This is a genomic window from Tunturiibacter gelidiferens (genome assembly GCF_051013345.1).
GTDB classification, from domain to species: domain Bacteria; phylum Acidobacteriota; class Terriglobia; order Terriglobales; family Acidobacteriaceae; genus Edaphobacter; species Edaphobacter gelidiferens_A.
On record NZ_CP132939.1, the window covers coordinates 5359068 to 5374471 of the forward strand.

At 57.7% G+C, this 15404-nt stretch carries 15 protein-coding genes and 3 pseudogenes; 8 read left to right on the forward strand and 10 right to left on the reverse strand.

The genetic code is table 11. From position 1 onward, the window contains the following. Positions 1-308: 308 nt before the first annotated feature. The 6 genes and pseudogenes from RBB80_RS26970 to RBB80_RS26995 form a co-directional block, all read right to left on the reverse strand. Positions 309-1577: a glycoside hydrolase family 3 C-terminal domain-containing protein gene (locus RBB80_RS26970; protein WP_433969891.1), complete on the reverse strand. Its 1269-nt coding sequence runs from the start codon at positions 1575-1577 to the stop codon at positions 309-311. Between the two features lie 18 nt (positions 1578-1595). Further along, positions 1596-2665, reverse strand: a pseudogene (locus tag RBB80_RS26975) (glycoside hydrolase family 3 N-terminal domain-containing protein); the annotation flags it as partial. Positions 2666-3161: 496 nt separating this feature from the next. Next, positions 3162-3326 carry an FtsX-like permease family protein gene (locus tag RBB80_RS26980; RefSeq protein ID WP_433965322.1) on the reverse strand — a complete coding sequence of 55 codons (165 nt, stop codon included), beginning with the start codon at positions 3324-3326 and terminating at the stop codon, positions 3162-3164. Between the two features lie 52 nt (positions 3327-3378). After that, a pseudogene (locus RBB80_RS26985) lies at positions 3379-5498 on the reverse strand (ABC transporter permease). Continuing rightward, a complete protein-coding gene (locus RBB80_RS26990) occupies positions 5486-6010 on the reverse strand; it encodes a permease prefix domain 1-containing protein (RefSeq protein WP_433965323.1) in 525 nt (174 codons plus the stop codon). Before RBB80_RS26990 ends, RBB80_RS26985 begins: the two are co-directional and overlap by 13 nt. A gap of 77 nt (positions 6011-6087) precedes the next feature. After that, positions 6088-6434 (reverse strand): annotated as a pseudogene (locus RBB80_RS26995) (PadR family transcriptional regulator). 437 nt (positions 6435-6871) lie between these two features. Between RBB80_RS26995 and RBB80_RS27000 the strand changes: the two are divergent. Continuing rightward, a complete protein-coding gene (locus RBB80_RS27000) occupies positions 6872-7519 on the forward strand; it encodes a dihydrofolate reductase family protein (protein WP_433965324.1) in 648 nt (215 codons plus the stop codon). Between the two features lie 49 nt (positions 7520-7568). Beyond that, positions 7569-8171: a hypothetical protein gene (locus tag RBB80_RS27005; protein WP_433965325.1), complete on the forward strand. Its 603-nt coding sequence runs from the start codon at positions 7569-7571 to the stop codon at positions 8169-8171. A gap of 561 nt (positions 8172-8732) precedes the next feature. Here RBB80_RS27005 and RBB80_RS27010 read toward each other — a convergent pair. Continuing rightward, positions 8733-9140, reverse strand: coding sequence for a hypothetical protein (locus RBB80_RS27010; protein WP_433965326.1), 408 nt, complete (start codon positions 9138-9140; stop codon positions 8733-8735). 567 nt (positions 9141-9707) lie between these two features. Further along, positions 9708-10961 (reverse strand): winged helix-turn-helix domain-containing protein, encoded by a 1254-nt coding sequence (locus RBB80_RS27015; protein WP_433965327.1) that lies wholly within the window; start codon positions 10959-10961, stop codon positions 9708-9710. 82 nt (positions 10962-11043) lie between these two features. Between RBB80_RS27015 and RBB80_RS27020 the strand changes: the two genes are divergently transcribed. From RBB80_RS27020 to RBB80_RS27030, 3 genes are all read left to right on the forward strand, one after another. After that, positions 11044-11538, forward strand: a complete 495-nt coding sequence (locus tag RBB80_RS27020; protein WP_433965328.1) for a retropepsin-like aspartic protease — start codon at positions 11044-11046, stop codon at positions 11536-11538. Further along, a complete protein-coding gene (locus tag RBB80_RS27025; RefSeq protein WP_433965329.1) occupies positions 11523-11957 on the forward strand; it encodes a hypothetical protein in 435 nt (144 codons plus the stop codon). Before RBB80_RS27020 ends, RBB80_RS27025 begins: the two co-directional genes overlap by 16 nt. 799 nt (positions 11958-12756) lie before the next feature. Continuing rightward, positions 12757-13011, forward strand: a complete 255-nt coding sequence (locus tag RBB80_RS27030; protein WP_433965330.1) for a PAS domain S-box protein — start codon at positions 12757-12759, stop codon at positions 13009-13011. Here RBB80_RS27030 and RBB80_RS27035 read toward each other — a convergent pair. Continuing rightward, a complete protein-coding gene (locus RBB80_RS27035; RefSeq protein WP_433970104.1) occupies positions 12995-13123 on the reverse strand; it encodes a hypothetical protein in 129 nt (42 codons plus the stop codon). The two genes, RBB80_RS27030 and RBB80_RS27035, sit on opposite strands and share 17 nt — an antisense overlap. Here RBB80_RS27035 and RBB80_RS27040 point away from each other — a divergent pair. The 3 genes from RBB80_RS27040 to RBB80_RS27050 are packed head-to-tail and all read left to right on the forward strand — an operon-like array spanning position 13076 to position 15024. Further along, the gene (locus tag RBB80_RS27040) at positions 13076-13309 is read left to right on the forward strand and encodes a PAS domain S-box protein (protein WP_433965331.1); all 234 of its coding nucleotides are present in this window, start codon (positions 13076-13078) and stop codon (positions 13307-13309) included. The two genes, RBB80_RS27035 and RBB80_RS27040, sit on opposite strands and share 48 nt — an antisense overlap. Beyond that, positions 13306-14169, forward strand: a complete 864-nt coding sequence (locus RBB80_RS27045; RefSeq protein WP_433969893.1) for a PAS domain-containing protein — start codon at positions 13306-13308, stop codon at positions 14167-14169. The genes RBB80_RS27040 and RBB80_RS27045 overlap by 4 nt, the downstream gene beginning before the upstream one ends. 9 nt (positions 14170-14178) lie before the next feature. Then, entirely contained in the window at positions 14179-15024 is an 846-nt protein-coding gene (locus RBB80_RS27050) for a sigma-54 interaction domain-containing protein (protein WP_433965332.1), read from the forward strand. Between the two features lie 11 nt (positions 15025-15035). Here RBB80_RS27050 and RBB80_RS27055 read toward each other — a convergent pair whose 3' ends face one another. Continuing rightward, complete coding sequence (locus RBB80_RS27055; protein ID WP_433965333.1) at positions 15036-15221, reverse strand: hypothetical protein; 186 nt, start codon at positions 15219-15221, stop codon at positions 15036-15038. Positions 15222-15404 lie beyond the last annotated feature (183 nt).

The following is a 15404-nucleotide window of genomic DNA, read 5'->3' on the forward strand; positions in this document are numbered from 1 at the left end:
CTTCCTCATGATTGCCGCCCTCAATGCGGTGGATCATGAGGTTAAGAGAGTCACTGCGTGCTATGTCTACGCTATGCTGCCGGCAATCTGGTGATGCTTAGCCGGTTTTAGGCCAGTTGCCAGCCATAGATCGATATGAATAGCTCGATGTGTGTATTGCCCAGAAGTCAACAGCTGAGAGCCAAGCTGACCACGGCGCCGACTTGTCAGAACCAATTCAGTGATCTATGAGAACCGGGGGCTAGGCGAATCATCCAACATGTGTGTCCGGCCGCATCATTCTCCGTTTGGAGAAGACGGGCCTGAAGCTACGGCGTAGTAGTGAAGTGGGCAGCATTGGTGGCGGTGGAACTGCCGCCTATGTAAACCGCATAATCGGCTGGTTCGAGGACCTGCTGAGCCTTGGCGTTGTAGAAGGACAACTCGTTGAAGCCGAGTGGAAACTTCACAGTCTGAGCCTGGCCTGGATCAAGAGTAATGCGAGCAAAGCCCTTGAGATTGCGTACTGGCTGCTCGGTGCTGGCGCCTCGGATATTGACATAGCACTGGACGATTTCCGTGGCACGGCGCTTGCCTGTATTCGTGACCGTCACGGTTGCGACAATGGGCTGGCTCTTCTGATCGTGCATGAGCGAGGCCGAGCTTATGGATTGCGTCGAAAGCGAAACGCTCGAATAGCCAAACGTCGAATATGAAAGACCATGTCCGAAGGGGAAGAGCGCGTCGTTAGGCACGTCGAGATAACGAGAGACGAACTTTTGTTCAATGTAGCCGGGGTGAGCCGGATCGGCATGCTGGATTGGGCGGCCAGTGGGAAGCTGATTGTAGTAGAGCGGCTCCTGCCCTACAGCGCGGGGGAAACTCATGGTGAGCTTACCGCTAGGAACGACATCGCCGAATAGAGTGTCGGCAATTGCGGGGCCGGCTTCGACGCCAGCGAACCAGACTTCCATAATGGCGGAGACATGCTGAGCGGCCCAATCGAGCACGAGCGGGCGGCCGGAGAAGATCAGCAGAACGACAGGCTTGCCTGTTGAGACGACGGCCTCAAGTAATTGCTGCTGGTTCCCGGGCAGGCCCAGGAAAGCACGTGACGCGGCTTCGCCGCTCATGTCGCTCGACTCGCCGAGAGCGAGAATGGCGACGTCGGAGCTCTGTGCGGCGGCAACAGCCGCGGCGAACCCGGAGTCCGAAGTGCCGGGGATCTCGGTTCCCTTTGCGTACGTGAATGTCGCGCCGCTTTGCTGGGCTCGTTCCGCCATAGTCGCGCGCAAGGTACGCACATCGCCGAAGTTGTTGGCACCGGACCAGGCACCGACCATGTCGTTGGCATCGTCGGCAAGCGGGCCAATAAGGGCGATCTTCTTCGTGGTCTTCGCGAGGGGCAGGAGGGCAACTTCGGGAGCGGGATTGTTCTGCAGCAGGACGAAGGACTCCTCCGCGGCCTGGCGGGCGAGCGGACGGTGCTCGGCGACGGCTCCGGTTACTTCCTGTCCTTCGGTGAAGGGGTGATCGAAGAGGCCAAGAGCGAACTTGACCCGCAGGACCCGGCGCACAGCTTCGTCAACGACAGACATGGATACTCGACCGGACTTGACCAGCGCCGGGAGCTCCGCGTCGTAGTAGTGCGACATCATGTCGATGTCTACACCGGCGATAAGAGCTTTCTCGCTGGCCGCGGCAGCATCGAGCGCAATGCCGTGATGATTGAGCTCCATGACGGATGTGTAGTCGGAGACGACGAGACCGTCGAAGCCCCACTCGTTGCGCAGGACTGTTTGCAGCAGGAATGGGTTAGCGCTCGCGGGCACGCCGTTGAGCGAGTTGAAGGCGGACATGACAGTGGCCGCGCCGGCCTCAACAGCCGCGTGGTAGGGCGGCAGGTAGACCTGACGCAACTGCAGCTCGCTCATGTCGGTGGTGTTATATTCACGGCCGGCCTCGGCTGCACCGTAGGCGGCGAAGTGTTTGACGGAGGCGGCGACGGCTCCAGGCGCGGACAGGCTGTCGCCTTGGTAGCCACGAATATAGGCACGAGCGATGGCGGAGCCCAGGAAGGGATCCTCACCTGCTCCTCGGTGCAGCGACCCCATCGAGCGTCACGCGCGATATCGACCATAGGCGAGTAGAACCAATTAACGCCAGCGGTGCGGGCCTCAATGGCGGCCATGTGCGCGAGCTCGGTGACGAGAGCGGGGTCCCAGCTGGATGCGGTGGCGAGTGGCACCGGAAAGATGGTGCGGAAGCCGTGGATGACGTCGGCGCCGAAAAGCAGTGGAATATGCAGTCGCGTGTTGTCAACAGCGGCATGCTGGAAGTGATTGGTAAGACTCTGCCCGACCGTGTTGAGCATGGAGCCGAGCTCACCTTTTTGCGCGAGGGCGTAGCTGTCGATCCCTCCAGGGCCGGGAGGGTTGACATTGAGCGCGGCGGTTGAGCCGCCGGCAGGTTTTTCGGGGTGCGCTTCAGTGGCGCTGTACTGCACCAACTGGCCTATCTTCTCGTCGAGTGTCATTTGCTTGCGCAGCGCATCGACCTTCCGCTCAATTTCCGGGCTGGAGAGCTGCGCGTTGGACGGTGCGTCGTGTGATGCCTGCGCGAGAGCCAAGGAGAATGCAAAGCCGAGAGAGAGACCAACGAGCAAAGTGGATCGACAGTAAGTCATTCGGAATCCTCAAAGGCTACTTTACTGCCGTCCGGACAACGGAGCCAGGTTGCTGCATAGTCGCCTCCTTGGCAATCGTACGTTGTCCATCGATTCCACTTGGCTGATTAGTCGGCATGTCTGACATATGGGGCGGACGGAGCAGCTTTTCCGAGAAGCCGGTTACACGGCCACTTGGCGAAGACATAGACCGATCTGAATAGTTCGATGAGCGCATTGGGCTGTTAGCGTCAGTTGAACTGAGTTTCCAAGGCGCCTGTCTGCTGTTTCTGTGCAGTACATTTCGCCCTTGAGAATAAACAGAAGTACTGGCTGCCTCATTCGCTCCTCAGCGCACGAACAGGGTCAAGGCGCACGGACCGCAGTGCCGGGATGACACATGCGGCGACTGACATCAATCCCAGCAAAACGACAGACGAGCAAAAGCTTGTCGCGTCGAGCGGGCTGATGCCGAAGAGCAGTTGCGTGAGTGCTCTAGCCGCCGGCAGCGCTGCACCTACACAGAGGTGGCGATGAGTGTCAGGACCAGACCCTGATGGAACACAACGGCCATAACGTTGCCACGTGTCGCTCCCACCGCGATGCGGATGCCGAATTCGCGGCTTCGCTGCCCCATTGCGAAGTTCTTCACACGCGCCAGAAACCGTCTCAGGATTCTCATGCAAAATCCTATGCTTTCACTTCAATCCGAGCCACATCGAGGACTTCAAAAACTACTCGTATCTCAGTGCGATCATCGGGTCGACACGCATTGCCCGCCGCGCGGGGATATAACAGGCCGTAAGCGCCACACCTGTGAGCACCAGGGTGACGCCAACAAATGTAAGAGGATCTGTAGGCATTACGCCATAGAGCAGCCCTGCCATCAGGTGCGACACGATCACCGATCCCACCAGTCCCAGCGCGGCGCCCGCCATCGCCAGTCCCAGCCCCTGACGCAGAACCATCGCCAGAATCTTCCCCTCTGCGCGCCCAGCGCGAGCCGGATGCCGATGTCTCGCGTGCGCTCGCTCACGATATAGGAAATCACCCCATAAATTCCCAGCGCCGCCAGCAGCAACGCCGTCGCCGCAAAGCAAGCCACCATCTCCATCGAGAATCGCCGCTCTGCTAAAGATGTAGACACTGCGTCATCGAGCGTCTGCGCACCGTAAACAGGCAATTCCGGGTCCACCGACTGCACCATCGCCCGCACCTCTTCCGGGATCGCGCTCGCATTCAGGCCCCCACGCAGAAAGATGGCCAGTTCCTTGGGCGTCTCCTGGTACAGGCTCAGATAGATTTGCGGAACGCTCGCGTTCGCCAGCGACTCGGTTCGAGCATCCGCGATCACCCCCACGATCGTGATCCAGGTCTTGCTCGCAGGTTGGCCAACCCCAGCCCTCCCACGGCCAAGCCTCAGCCGCTTCCCAAGCGGATCCTCGCCCCGCCAGTAAGTCTCCGCCATCGCCTGGTTGATCACGGCGACCAGCGGCGCATTCTCGTCGTCGCCGTCGTTGAACAGACGGCCCCGCAGCACCGGAATCTCCAGCAAATGAAAATATTCCGGCGTAACTTGCGACCGCTCCACCAAAGGCGGCTGCTTGCTCTGTGTCTGGCGTCCTTCCACGATCAGCGCGCTCCGGTTGCCGTCGTGGTGCAGCGGAATCGACGGCTCCGCTCCCAGCGCCGCCTCCTGCACTCCCGGCAGCAACCGGCTGCGCCGCAGCAATTCGCGCGCAAACACTGCCTCCTGAGCAGCCGTTCCATAAATGTCCGTCTTCGGATCGTTGGGGCTCGGCAGCCACAACTGAACCGACATCACATGCTGCGGATTGAATCCCAGCGGCGCCTTGTACAAATCCCAAAAACTGTGCAGCAGCAGGCCCGCGGCCACCATCAGCACCAGCGACAGCGCAAACTCCGTCACCACCAGCACGCGCCGCGTGCGCGTCTGCTCCGTGGAACCCTTCGACCCACGCCCTTCCACCCTCAGCGTACTTGCCAGATTCAACCGCCCTGCCTGCCTCGCGGGCGCCAGCCCGAAAATTACCCCGGCTGCGATAGAAGCCGCCAGCGCGAACAGCATCACCGTCCAGTTGATCGACAGGTCGTTCAGCCGAGGCAGGCTCTCCGGAATCAGCCGCAGCAAGAATCCCTTCATGCAGAACAGAATCACCAACCCCGCCACTCCGCCCAGGAGCGAAAGCAGCAAGCTCTCCGTCAGCAATTGCCGCACCAGCCGCTTGCGTGCCGCTCCCAGCGCCTGGCGCACCGCCATCTCCCGTGATCGCGCGCTGGCCCGCGCCAGCAGCAGATTCGCTATATTCACGCAGCCGATCAGTAGCACCAGCGCCACTGCGCCCAACAGCAGGATCAGCGACTGCCGAACGTTGCCCACCACGTTTTCCTTCAGAGGCACCAACCGCACCGTCCACTTGACGTCGGCCGGATAATCGTCCGGAAATTGCTTCCGCAACGAAGCAACCAACGCGTCCATCTGGCTCTGCGCCGCTGCAACCGTCAGCCCCGGCTTCAGGCGCCCGACCGTTTCCAGGGGCAACCGCAAACTGCGGTTCGGGCGCCGAGCGGGATCCTCCTCAAAACCCAACGCCGCCCACTGTTCCGTATTCCTCTCGCCCACGGTTCGCCCCGGGTCGCGAAAACCCGGCGGCATCACCCCGATCACGCGATACAAATCGTTGTCCCCCCGCAAGCTTCTTCCCACAATGTGCGGATCGCTCCCGAAAGCCCGCTTCCACAACCCATCGGTGATCACCACATCCAGCGTGAACCCCGGCGTTTGATCCTGAGGATCGAACGTGTGCCCCAGCTCCGGTTTCACCCCCAGCATCGCAAAATACCCCGGCGACACCCCTCATACTGCATCCGCGATGGCTGCGATGCACCAGTCAGGTTCGCCGACCCGAAAATCTGCAGCACAACATACTGAAAAATTCCCGAACGCTGCAGATCTTTAAACTCCGGAATCGAGATGCCCGCGTCCGTAGCGCCCGCGCCGGGCAGATCGTCTTCGATCCGCACCAGCTCTTCCGGGTGCGGGTAGGGCAGCGGATGCAGCAACGTGGCGTCGACCAGGCTGAAAATCGCCGTCGTCGCTCCGATCCCCAGCGCCATCGTCAGAATCGCAATGGCCGAGAAGCCCGGCGACTTGGCAAACATGCGCAGCGCGAAGCGCACATCCTGCAGCAGGTTTTCAATGAACGGCAGACCCTGCTCGGAGTGGTAATCCTCACGTATCGCCTCGACCGCGCCAAACTTCAGCACCGCCTGGCGGCGCGCCTCCGCCGGCGTCATCCCGGCGCGCAGATTCTCCGCCGTCTGCAGCGCGAGATGGTCCTCCATCTCCTCCCGCAGCCGTTGATCGGTTTTCCGCCTTATCGCGAAGTTTGCAAACCGCGCCAGAAACCGCCTCAGGAATCTCATGACAAATCCTCCGCCTTCACCTCGAAGAATCGCGCAATGATCGCCGCTGTCTGCTCCCAGTCCCGGGTCTCGGACTCCAGCAGCTTATGGCCGGCCCGGGTAAGGCGATAGAAGCGCGCCCGGCGATTGTTTTCCGAAGCCCCCACTCCGACGCGATCGCGCTTTCCTGCTCCAGCCGAAGCAAAAGGGGATACAGCGTCCCCTGATTTACCGCGAGCAGGTCTCCGCTAATCTCCTCGATTCGCCGCGCGATGCCGTAGCCATGCAGCGGACCAAGGACATCGAGCGTCTTCAATACCATCAGCGCCAGCGTGCCCTGCAGAACATCGGGCTTTTCGCCCATAAAACCTTCCTTTGGCTTTACAACAGGACTATGCCACACTTCCTTTGGGAAAGCAACAGGTAATGATCCGAAAAACCCGGAATGTTCGCAACATCCATGGTTTTCGGACGATTTGCTTCCGCGAACGAAGAACAGCGTCGTGTGCGATAGCCGGGAATCCGGGGATCAGAACCTGCCACTCCAGCTCAGTTCGCGATAAATCGCCAATGCGCTCATCGAACCCCAGATTACTTCCGAGGTGCCGACTTTTCGTTCCCTACCTGCGGTCGATGAGCGCTTCAGCCATATTGCCCGTCTTGGAAAATCCAGTGTGCTTGTCTGGAGGCGGTCCGTCTGCTAGCTTGGCGAGCAGCAGCGGAGAAAGCAGACCTCAAGATAGATGCACCTTCGTTCATAGTTAAGAAAGTCATACAAGAAGCAAGGAGAAAAGAGCACAGATGTCACAAATTCGTGTCGCGGGATTTGCCGTTTCGCTCGACGGTTTCAGCGCTGGGGTTGAGCAGAGCCTGAGCGATCCGCTTGGTAAGCGTGGAACCGAGATCTTTCAGTGGTTCTTTCATACGCGGACCTTCTGCTCAATGCACGGGCAAGAGGGCGGATCCGCCGGCGACATCGACGATGAATTTGCCCATCGGGCGATGGACAACTTCGGCGCCTTCATCCTGGGCCGGAATATGTTCAGTCCCGTGCGTGGCCCGTGGCTGGATGACTCATGGAAGGGCTGGTGGGGCGACAACCCGCCTTATCATGCGCCAACTTTCGTTCTGACACATCACGAGCGTGAGCCTCTGGTCATGGAAGGCGGGACAACTTTCTACTTTGTGACCGGCGGAATCGGCGAAGCGCTCGAGCGCGCGAAGCAAGCTGCAGGCCATAAAGACGTCAAGATTGGAGGAGGCGTCTCGACGGTGCGGCAGTATCTCAAGGCCGGACTCATCGACTCCCTGCATCTCGCGTGGGTGCCTGTTTTGCTCGGTCAAGGGGAATCGTTGTTTAAGGGGCTGGATCTACGTGCGCTTGGCTTTTCCGTAACCAATCGCAAAGCTTCGGAATATGCGACTCATCTCACTCTGGAAAAGGTTTAGAGAGGCCAAGTTGCCGGGTCGCCCCCAGTACGACGCGCTATGAGAAGTATTGGACGCGCTGATTCAAAGGCGAGTGCTGCTGTCCGCCGATATCCTCGGGTATGTATCCCGTTCTCATCCGGTCCAGACCATCATCCTCCTCTCCATGTTGCCTTCCGCCGAGCAGACTGGAAACCTCATGCAGTGGTACTACGGGCCGCGCCCGGATGACGGCTCCAACCACCTCCATCGTGTCTCCGCCATGCTCCTTTCCAAATCTCCGCCTCCCGGCTTTGCCGCCAACAGCCTGGCGAGTTCGGAGGAGAGGCTCATTGTCTACATCGTCCGCACAAAAGACATCGGAGTTGGCTTAGGTAGTACCAGTGGCGGCATCTCCGGCAGCTACGCCATTTCGCGTCCATCCGGCGGCTGGCCAGATATACCTTCGTACCATCTCACGGAGAATGACAACGCCGGCATCGATCCTGTGCTCGTCGAATCCGGCGGCGACCGAATTTCCTGGCAGCGATCAACCCCCTGGTCACGGCTTTCGGTCATGTGGAGGCGTAAGAGGCCTCACGCCAGAGACCCGCCACCACGTTCTCGCCGAAATGCTGAAACAGCGCGACGAGGCCATGTCGTGACCGACGCAGAAGGTTGTAAACATCGCTAAAGAGAGCGACGAACAAGTCCAGCGAGACATCGGATCCACGATCCAGGCAGAACAGGCAGAACAGGCAATTCTGCTTAACTCCGTACAGGACTTCCAAATCAGAGGCCTGATCACCCCCGAAGAAGCCAAGACCGTCCTGCCTACACTCTCCGTCATAATCCACTACGATGGTTCACTTAATCGCGCGGAATAGAGGTCATGGAATGACGCGCGCAAGCCGCCAAATCCAACCTTTTCCCACTCAATTCCGGCGGACGGGCCTAGCCCGGCGGCGACTTCGCAACTGAACTGCTGCAAAACGGAGTTATGAGAAACATCGACCTTGAACTTGCCGCAAACGTGACTTTCAGGCGGGTTCGGTTTCACTTTTCCGGATAGCCGGTTATTCGGCCAAGTGGACTGGATTTGTAAACACTGGCCGACTTCTCAGGACGGATCCGCTTTGATAAGTGATTCGGCGATTTGATAGTTATCTATACAAGTCCTGCGAGCGGGTGCGGTGCACAAGCATAATAGCCCGATCCAGAATTACAAATCGGTACGCAAACTGCTGCGACCGGTTTAAAAGTTATCGACCATCCAGGCATTGTTGTCGCCATGCACAATCGCTCCAAGAATCCCGTGACGACCGTCCGGGGCCTGAATCATAAACTCGATCGGTGTGTGCGCTGCGCCCTCGAGGACCACAGACCCTTTCCCGGCTTTGTTGACCTCCAGAATGACAGGCGTTCCTGCCGGAGTAGAGCTCGGGATCAGAAGGCCACTGCCATCCGCATTCCAGTCGCCGTTAATAACCGGCCATTCATCCAGTGTGACCGTCCTCTCTTCTTTGACGACTTCGTTCTTAACGGAAAGAAAGTGGATGCTGTGACCATGAGGAAAATCGGCGAGCGTTCTGCCATCGGGAGAAAGACTCCAGTCGTGAACCAGGCCGCTGAGTTTCCAGAGTTCGCGGCCAATTCCGCGCACGGGGTCGAAGGAAAAAGGATGAGGCCGTCTTTTTCGAATTTGCTAGCGATACACAAGGTTGAAGGCAGACGCGCGCACTGGTAATTGCCCAGAGCGATATCCCGGAGGACTAACTGGGGCGGCCCGCCAGTGATCCGCAGTCGCATCAGGGATTTGGGAACCGACGGATCGTCCGGATCAGGTTGCGAGAGGTAAAGCACTTGGGAACCGTCCGCGCTCAGCCGGGGAAGGTATATGCTGTGTCCCTCGACCAGGACATCCGCCGTCGTTTCATCGATCGCCTGTTTAAAGAGTGTCCAAGTTCCATTCCGATTGGAAGCGAACAAGACCGTCCTGCTGTCAGACAGCCAGGCTGTGGCCATATTCCCGTTCGCATCGAGTGTCAGACGCCGGGGCGTTTTCCACTTTCGCGCACCGGCATCAAATTCGGAGATGAAAGCCTGCTCCTGGGTGTTTTGTCTCCATAGAACCAGCCGCTTCCCATCTGAGGTGACGGTTATCCCCCGATGCTCCCCACACCACTGGTGATGAGTTGTGGCTGCCCGATTGCTTTTCCGGTTAGTTCGTTCACGGGAATGGAACGCACTTCCTCATCGGCGCGCTCAGCGGCGGTGTTTGCACGAGAGACAAAGAGAATGCGCCCGTCTGGCGCCCAGGAGAGAGTGCCCACCCAAGCGAGGCATCTCGAAGGATCACCCGAAGATCGCCGCCGTCCGCGTCACGCGTCCATACGGAGGAAATATCCGTGAGGGGAGCGAGTGCAACAAACCAATGATGCTCGATGCAGGCGATCCGCCGACTATTCGGCGACCAGGCGGGGGAAGCTATCGTACTACCTGAGTGGGTCGGCCCTTCGGGTGGGCTGGCCTCGGCTATCTTGCGGGGGTTGGATCCATCCGCACCCATGACCCAGAGCTCGTTTCCCGAGTTAAGCGGGGTCGTCGTGAAGGCTATCCGGGTCCCGTCGGGAGACACCGAAGCCGGGCCAGCGTTGTCGATGAGCTTTCGCGGAGTGGCACCGAACAGTGACAGCTTCCAGAGGCTGAGTGTCGGCCCGTCCGATCGTGCCACCAGTAGATGAGTGCCGTCCGGGAACCAGCTGGCGGGGAGGCCGATGAAATCCTTCGGCACGTCCCAGCGGCGTGTTTCACCGGAGGCGATCACACGCAGATAGAGTCCGGTGGGGTCGGAATAGGCCAGATATTTGCCGTCTGGAGACACGACCGCATGCTCGACCGGAGCCTCGGGAGAGTTGGAGGTGATTCGCTGTTCGGTGACTCGAGGTTGTGGCACCTCGCGTCTGCCCGCCGCAGGGTCTACCAGAGATAATGTAGCGAGGATACCGACCGCCAGCACGCAGAGCCCGACGACAAGGAATGGGGATAGTCGCCAGCGGCGGTGGCTGGGCTGCTTCTCTTCGGATTTCGATGGGATATTGGCTTCGACGGAGGGCCGACACTGCTGCTCGTCCACCTTCCCAATGAAGCCGTCTTCCACGACTCTCACATCGCATAGGAATCGGTAGCCGACTGTGGGGATTGTGGCGATATAGCGCGGATCGAAGGGGTCGTCTCCGAGGAGGCGGCGCAACAGGGCGATGCTGCGCGTCAGCGAGTTCTCGGATACGGAAGTTTCATTCCAGACTGCGTCGAGCAACTCGTCCTTCGTAATGGCTGTGTGCGGATTGGTTAACAGAACCACCAGGACACGAAATGCCTTCGGCTCCACGGCGAACGACTCGCCGTTCCTTACTATGCTCAGTTCTCTTTCTCGGACCTCGATGTCCGCAAAACTGAAAATAAGGCACTTGCGACGCGTCATAAAAACATCATCACTCCCATCATGACCATGCCTACCCGTGAGGGGAGAGTTCACCCAGCCAACCAAGCTGAGGTGATCTCCGATGACAACTTTAATGTGGGTCGCAACCGCGAGTCTTGCAGCGACCGTGCTTCCCTCGCTTTATGCCGAAGCGCGCTGCCCGGGAAACGTCGCCAGTATACGCCCGCGTTTTGTTGAGCGTTCTATCGTTATTGTGCCGGTCATACTGAACGGTTCCGGTCCCTATGACTTTGTCCTGGACACAGGGGAACAGATGACCACCATCGATCCGAGGCTGGCCTCAGAGTTGGGGCTGGGGTTGCAAGGCTCTGCTAGAGTGACCGGCGCTGGCTTCTTCACTCGCGCTTCGTTCGCTCTTCCGGAATCGTTGCAGGCGGGCGATCATGTTCTGAAGAACCCGCTTCTTTTAGTCCATCCGCTGGGCCAGATCCAGGTCTCCGACCCCGCGTCCGGGGGATTCTTGGCGAGGATTTCCTGGGACGTTTCGATCTGCTCATCGACTATGCGCATGGCATTGTTTGCCTGGATGATACGAAACAGTTGCAGGCAAAGGTGAAGGGCGAGCGCATCGCACTGGCATCGCCACCGCATCCGGAACAGAATCTACCGTTTACCCAGCCTCTGATTATTTCGGTGCGTGTCGATGGCATTGGCGGGGGCTCGCTGCGTCTGCAATTGGATTCGGGTATCAATGCCCCGCTGTTATTCGATGCGAAGAGACTGCACCCAGCGCCGCTGGCAAGCGCGCTCCTGCGCAGCAAGGGCACGGATGGAGCCGTCCACGCTTATGCTGTCCTGAAGCCGCAGGACATACAAGTGGGACCGCACTTCTTACATCAGATTTCCTTCGTGGCGCCGACAGCGGCAGGCAAAGACATTCCGAGCAGCGAGATCGACGGGGTGTTGCCGACTGTGCTGTTTCAGCGAGTCTTCATAAGCTCCGAAGATCATTTTGCCGTTCTTGAGCCTTGGTAGACACGTTGGACCGACATCGTCTAGCAAGCAGCCGGAATTAGTCGTACTTAGTCGGGGAGGAGTCGCGGGAGGGGTGTGATTATAACCATGACGTTCTCTGCAAAGCGGCAAGGATGAGGCTTTATTGCAGTTTCTTGCAAAGATCGGTACCGAGAAAACGTTAGGACTCTATCTTGACTGCCCAGCACGCAGAGCTGCTGTCGCCGGGATCGCCGGTTGGGCAGTTAGTAATAGAGCCGTTTGAAGGGAGCCACTGGCGTTTGCAGGGGATGCGGTCAGCCTGTGGGAATTGAATGGACTTTCGCCTGCAACATGCTGAAGAACGTCAAGTTAGCAAAATAGGCGAAAGTCGATTCAGGACGCTTTGGCAGCCCATGATGTCCGGAGTATCGCACGCGCAGCGTCCGCCGCGCCCGCGGCCTCGTTCAAAACGCTCTAGTGTTTACTGATTTCCACTTGGACGAAAAGTCGGCATCTCGGACGATAGCCGGTGATACGGCCAAGTGGACTGGATTTGTAAACACTGGCCGACATGTCGGTACTAACCGTTCCTCGGATAACCTCTTACGATAAATGCGTCGACGATTGTGGTCCTTTCTGACCAGCGAAATAACCATACATCCGGACCTACTTTTCGACTCGACTGAAGAACGCTTCCCTGGTGCATTGCTCATCCGCCTCCGTCTGTTAGACAAAAGCAGTTTTCCATGCTTTGCCAGGCAAAAAAGCACCTCATTTTGAGAGCTAGGACATTTCTTTTCACGGGCATTCGGCATAGTCGAAGTTGTGTGCTGAAATTTTGAAAGCTATTCTTTTCTTCACAGATAGCGCTACAATTTCCGTCGTGGGAGAGGCTCGTAATAGCGCGGCCATTTCTCTGGACATGCTCAATCGACAAACGGCCCTCCTCGACGGGCTGTTTGCAAGAGTGCCAGAAGCCATCGTTTTGCCTGACACAGATGATCGCATTTTGCAGGTCAATCCGGAATTCACCAAGGTTTTCGGTCATGCCCAGGAGGAAGCGTGTGGGCGTCTGATTAACTTAACGAGCTAATCGTTCCCGAAGAATCTTTGGCTGAGGCGGGGAATTCACCCGTCGTCGTCTTCGCGGAGAGAGCTTGAACGTCGAAGGCGTTCGGCAGCACAAGGATGGCACTCGCGTTCATGTCTCGATACTCAGCGCGCCTGTGTCGATTGCGGGAAGTCAGATTTGTGATTACGTAATATATCGTGACATCACTGAGCGCAAACGCGCGGAACGGAGGCTACGCGAAAGCGAAGTATATCTGGCGGCAGCGCAGAGACCAGCCAAACTGGCAGTTGGGCACGGAACCCCGAGACCGGTGATATAAGGTACTGGTCGGAGACATGCTACCGCGTGCTGGGGTTCGATCCCGCCGGCCCGCTGCCGCGATTCGAAGAATTCCTTCATCGAATTCACCCGGAAGATCAAGTGGCCAGTATGGAACGGTTCGAGCAAGCCATCCGCGACAAGGCGGATTTCGAACTGGACTATCGGATCGTTCATCCGGAAAGAGCGATCAGAGACATTCACGCCGTCGGTCATGCGGTCCTCGATGAAGCCGGCAATCTCTGTGAGTTTTTGGGTACTGTGATCGATGAAACGGAGCATAACCGTGCAGAGCAGGAGCTACGGCAAAGTGAGGCGGACCTTCGCACGAAAAATGACCGGCTGAAGTTGCTCCTGAACGTAACTAACCAAATCACCTCGAACCTAGAACTTCGAGACTTGCTGCGCGCTATCTCTTACATCTGTGGGGTTATGCGGTGCGACATGGTGGCCATCACCCTGCCCGACGGCCCGTCCGAAGGCCAAAGGCTTCTGGCGCTGGACTTCCCAAATGGCAAAGGACTCATTAGAGAAGGATTGCTTCTGACACCCGTCGGCCCCGGTAGGAGACCTCTTGAAAGCTTGAAGCCTACGCTCGTGAGCACGCACGATCCCGACGCATTCGCCCCGGAGGTACGAGAGTTGGCGATTGCTGAGGGCTTGCAGCAACACTGTGTGATACCACTCGCGAACCGGGGTCGAGCGTTGGGGGCACTGGTGATTGCAAGAATGACGGATGTCTCTTTCTCGCCAGACGACTTAGAGTTTCTTGCACAAGTTTCAGGCCAGATCGCAATCGCAGTTGAGAACGCTTTGGCATACCGTGAAATTTCCGAACTCAAGGACAAGCTTGCCCGGTAGAAGCTCTACTTGGAAGAAGAAATTCGCAGCGAGATGGGTTTCGAGCAGATCATCGGAAGCAGCGCAACGCTGAAGCACGTTTTGCAAATGGTCGAAACGGTTGCCCAAAGCGATTCTACTGTTCTGCTGCTTGGCGAAACCGGAACCGGAAAGGAACTAATCGCTCGCTCAATTCATGACCGCAGCCGTCGCAAAGAGCGCACGTTTGTGAAGCTTAACTGCGCAGCAATTCCAACCGGCCTGCTCGAAAGCGAATTATTTGGCCATGAAAAGGGTGCCTTTACTGGAGCTATCAGTCAAAAGGCTGGACGGCTGGAACTCGCGGACCAAGGCACTCTGTTTCTGGATGAGGTAGGCGACATTCCGATTGAGACTCAGCCGAAACTGCTGCGTGTCCTGCAGGAGCGTGAATTTGAACGGCTAGGCAGCACTCATACTCGAAAGGTGAATGTGCGCCTGGTGGCGGCGACCAATCGGGATCTCGAAAAGATGACTGCTGAGCGCGAGTTTCGCAGCGATCTGTTTTATCGGCTCAATGTGTTTCCTATCCGGATTCCGCCTCTAAGGCATCGCAAAGAGGACATTCCACTGCTGGTCAGGTATTTCGTCCAGAAGTTCGCCAATCAAATGCAGAAAAAGATCGAAGCTGTTCCTACTGCTGTTATGAAAAGCCTAACGGCGTGGGATTGGCCGGGGCATATTCGCGAATTAGAAAACTTCATCGAACGCAGCGTGATCCTGACGCGCGGCAAGTCGCTTGAGGCGCCCCTTGGTGACGGATATCCTCAACACGCTGCCTACTCCTTTACGTGTGTAATCAAGGCAAGGTGCATGCCAAACCCGAGAAGGCAGTGACTCGTTGGATTTCAGCGCGAGATTGAGAACGATGGTGTCGAAAGTCGAATTGAGCGTTGAGACTGTCGAAGAAGGTTGACGTCGGTCTCATATTCGATCAAAAAATACTCTCGATTTTTGGAGTAGTAGGGCTGTTCGGGATACGGCTGGATGCCATTGACCTTTGGCATATTGAAGAGATTTTTGGTTGAACTCATCTTTATCCTTCCTTCTGCGAAGAGCGGATGGTCTGCAATAAACTGCAGCCGTTTATATAGGATTGGATCGCGCGGGATAGACAAGGACGCCGCTTTAACGAGAGCTTCTCCATCTCAAAAAGAGATAGAAAGTTGCGCTTGAAGAAGTTGGCCTCTGCCACGAACCTAAGCGCCGAGAGGCAC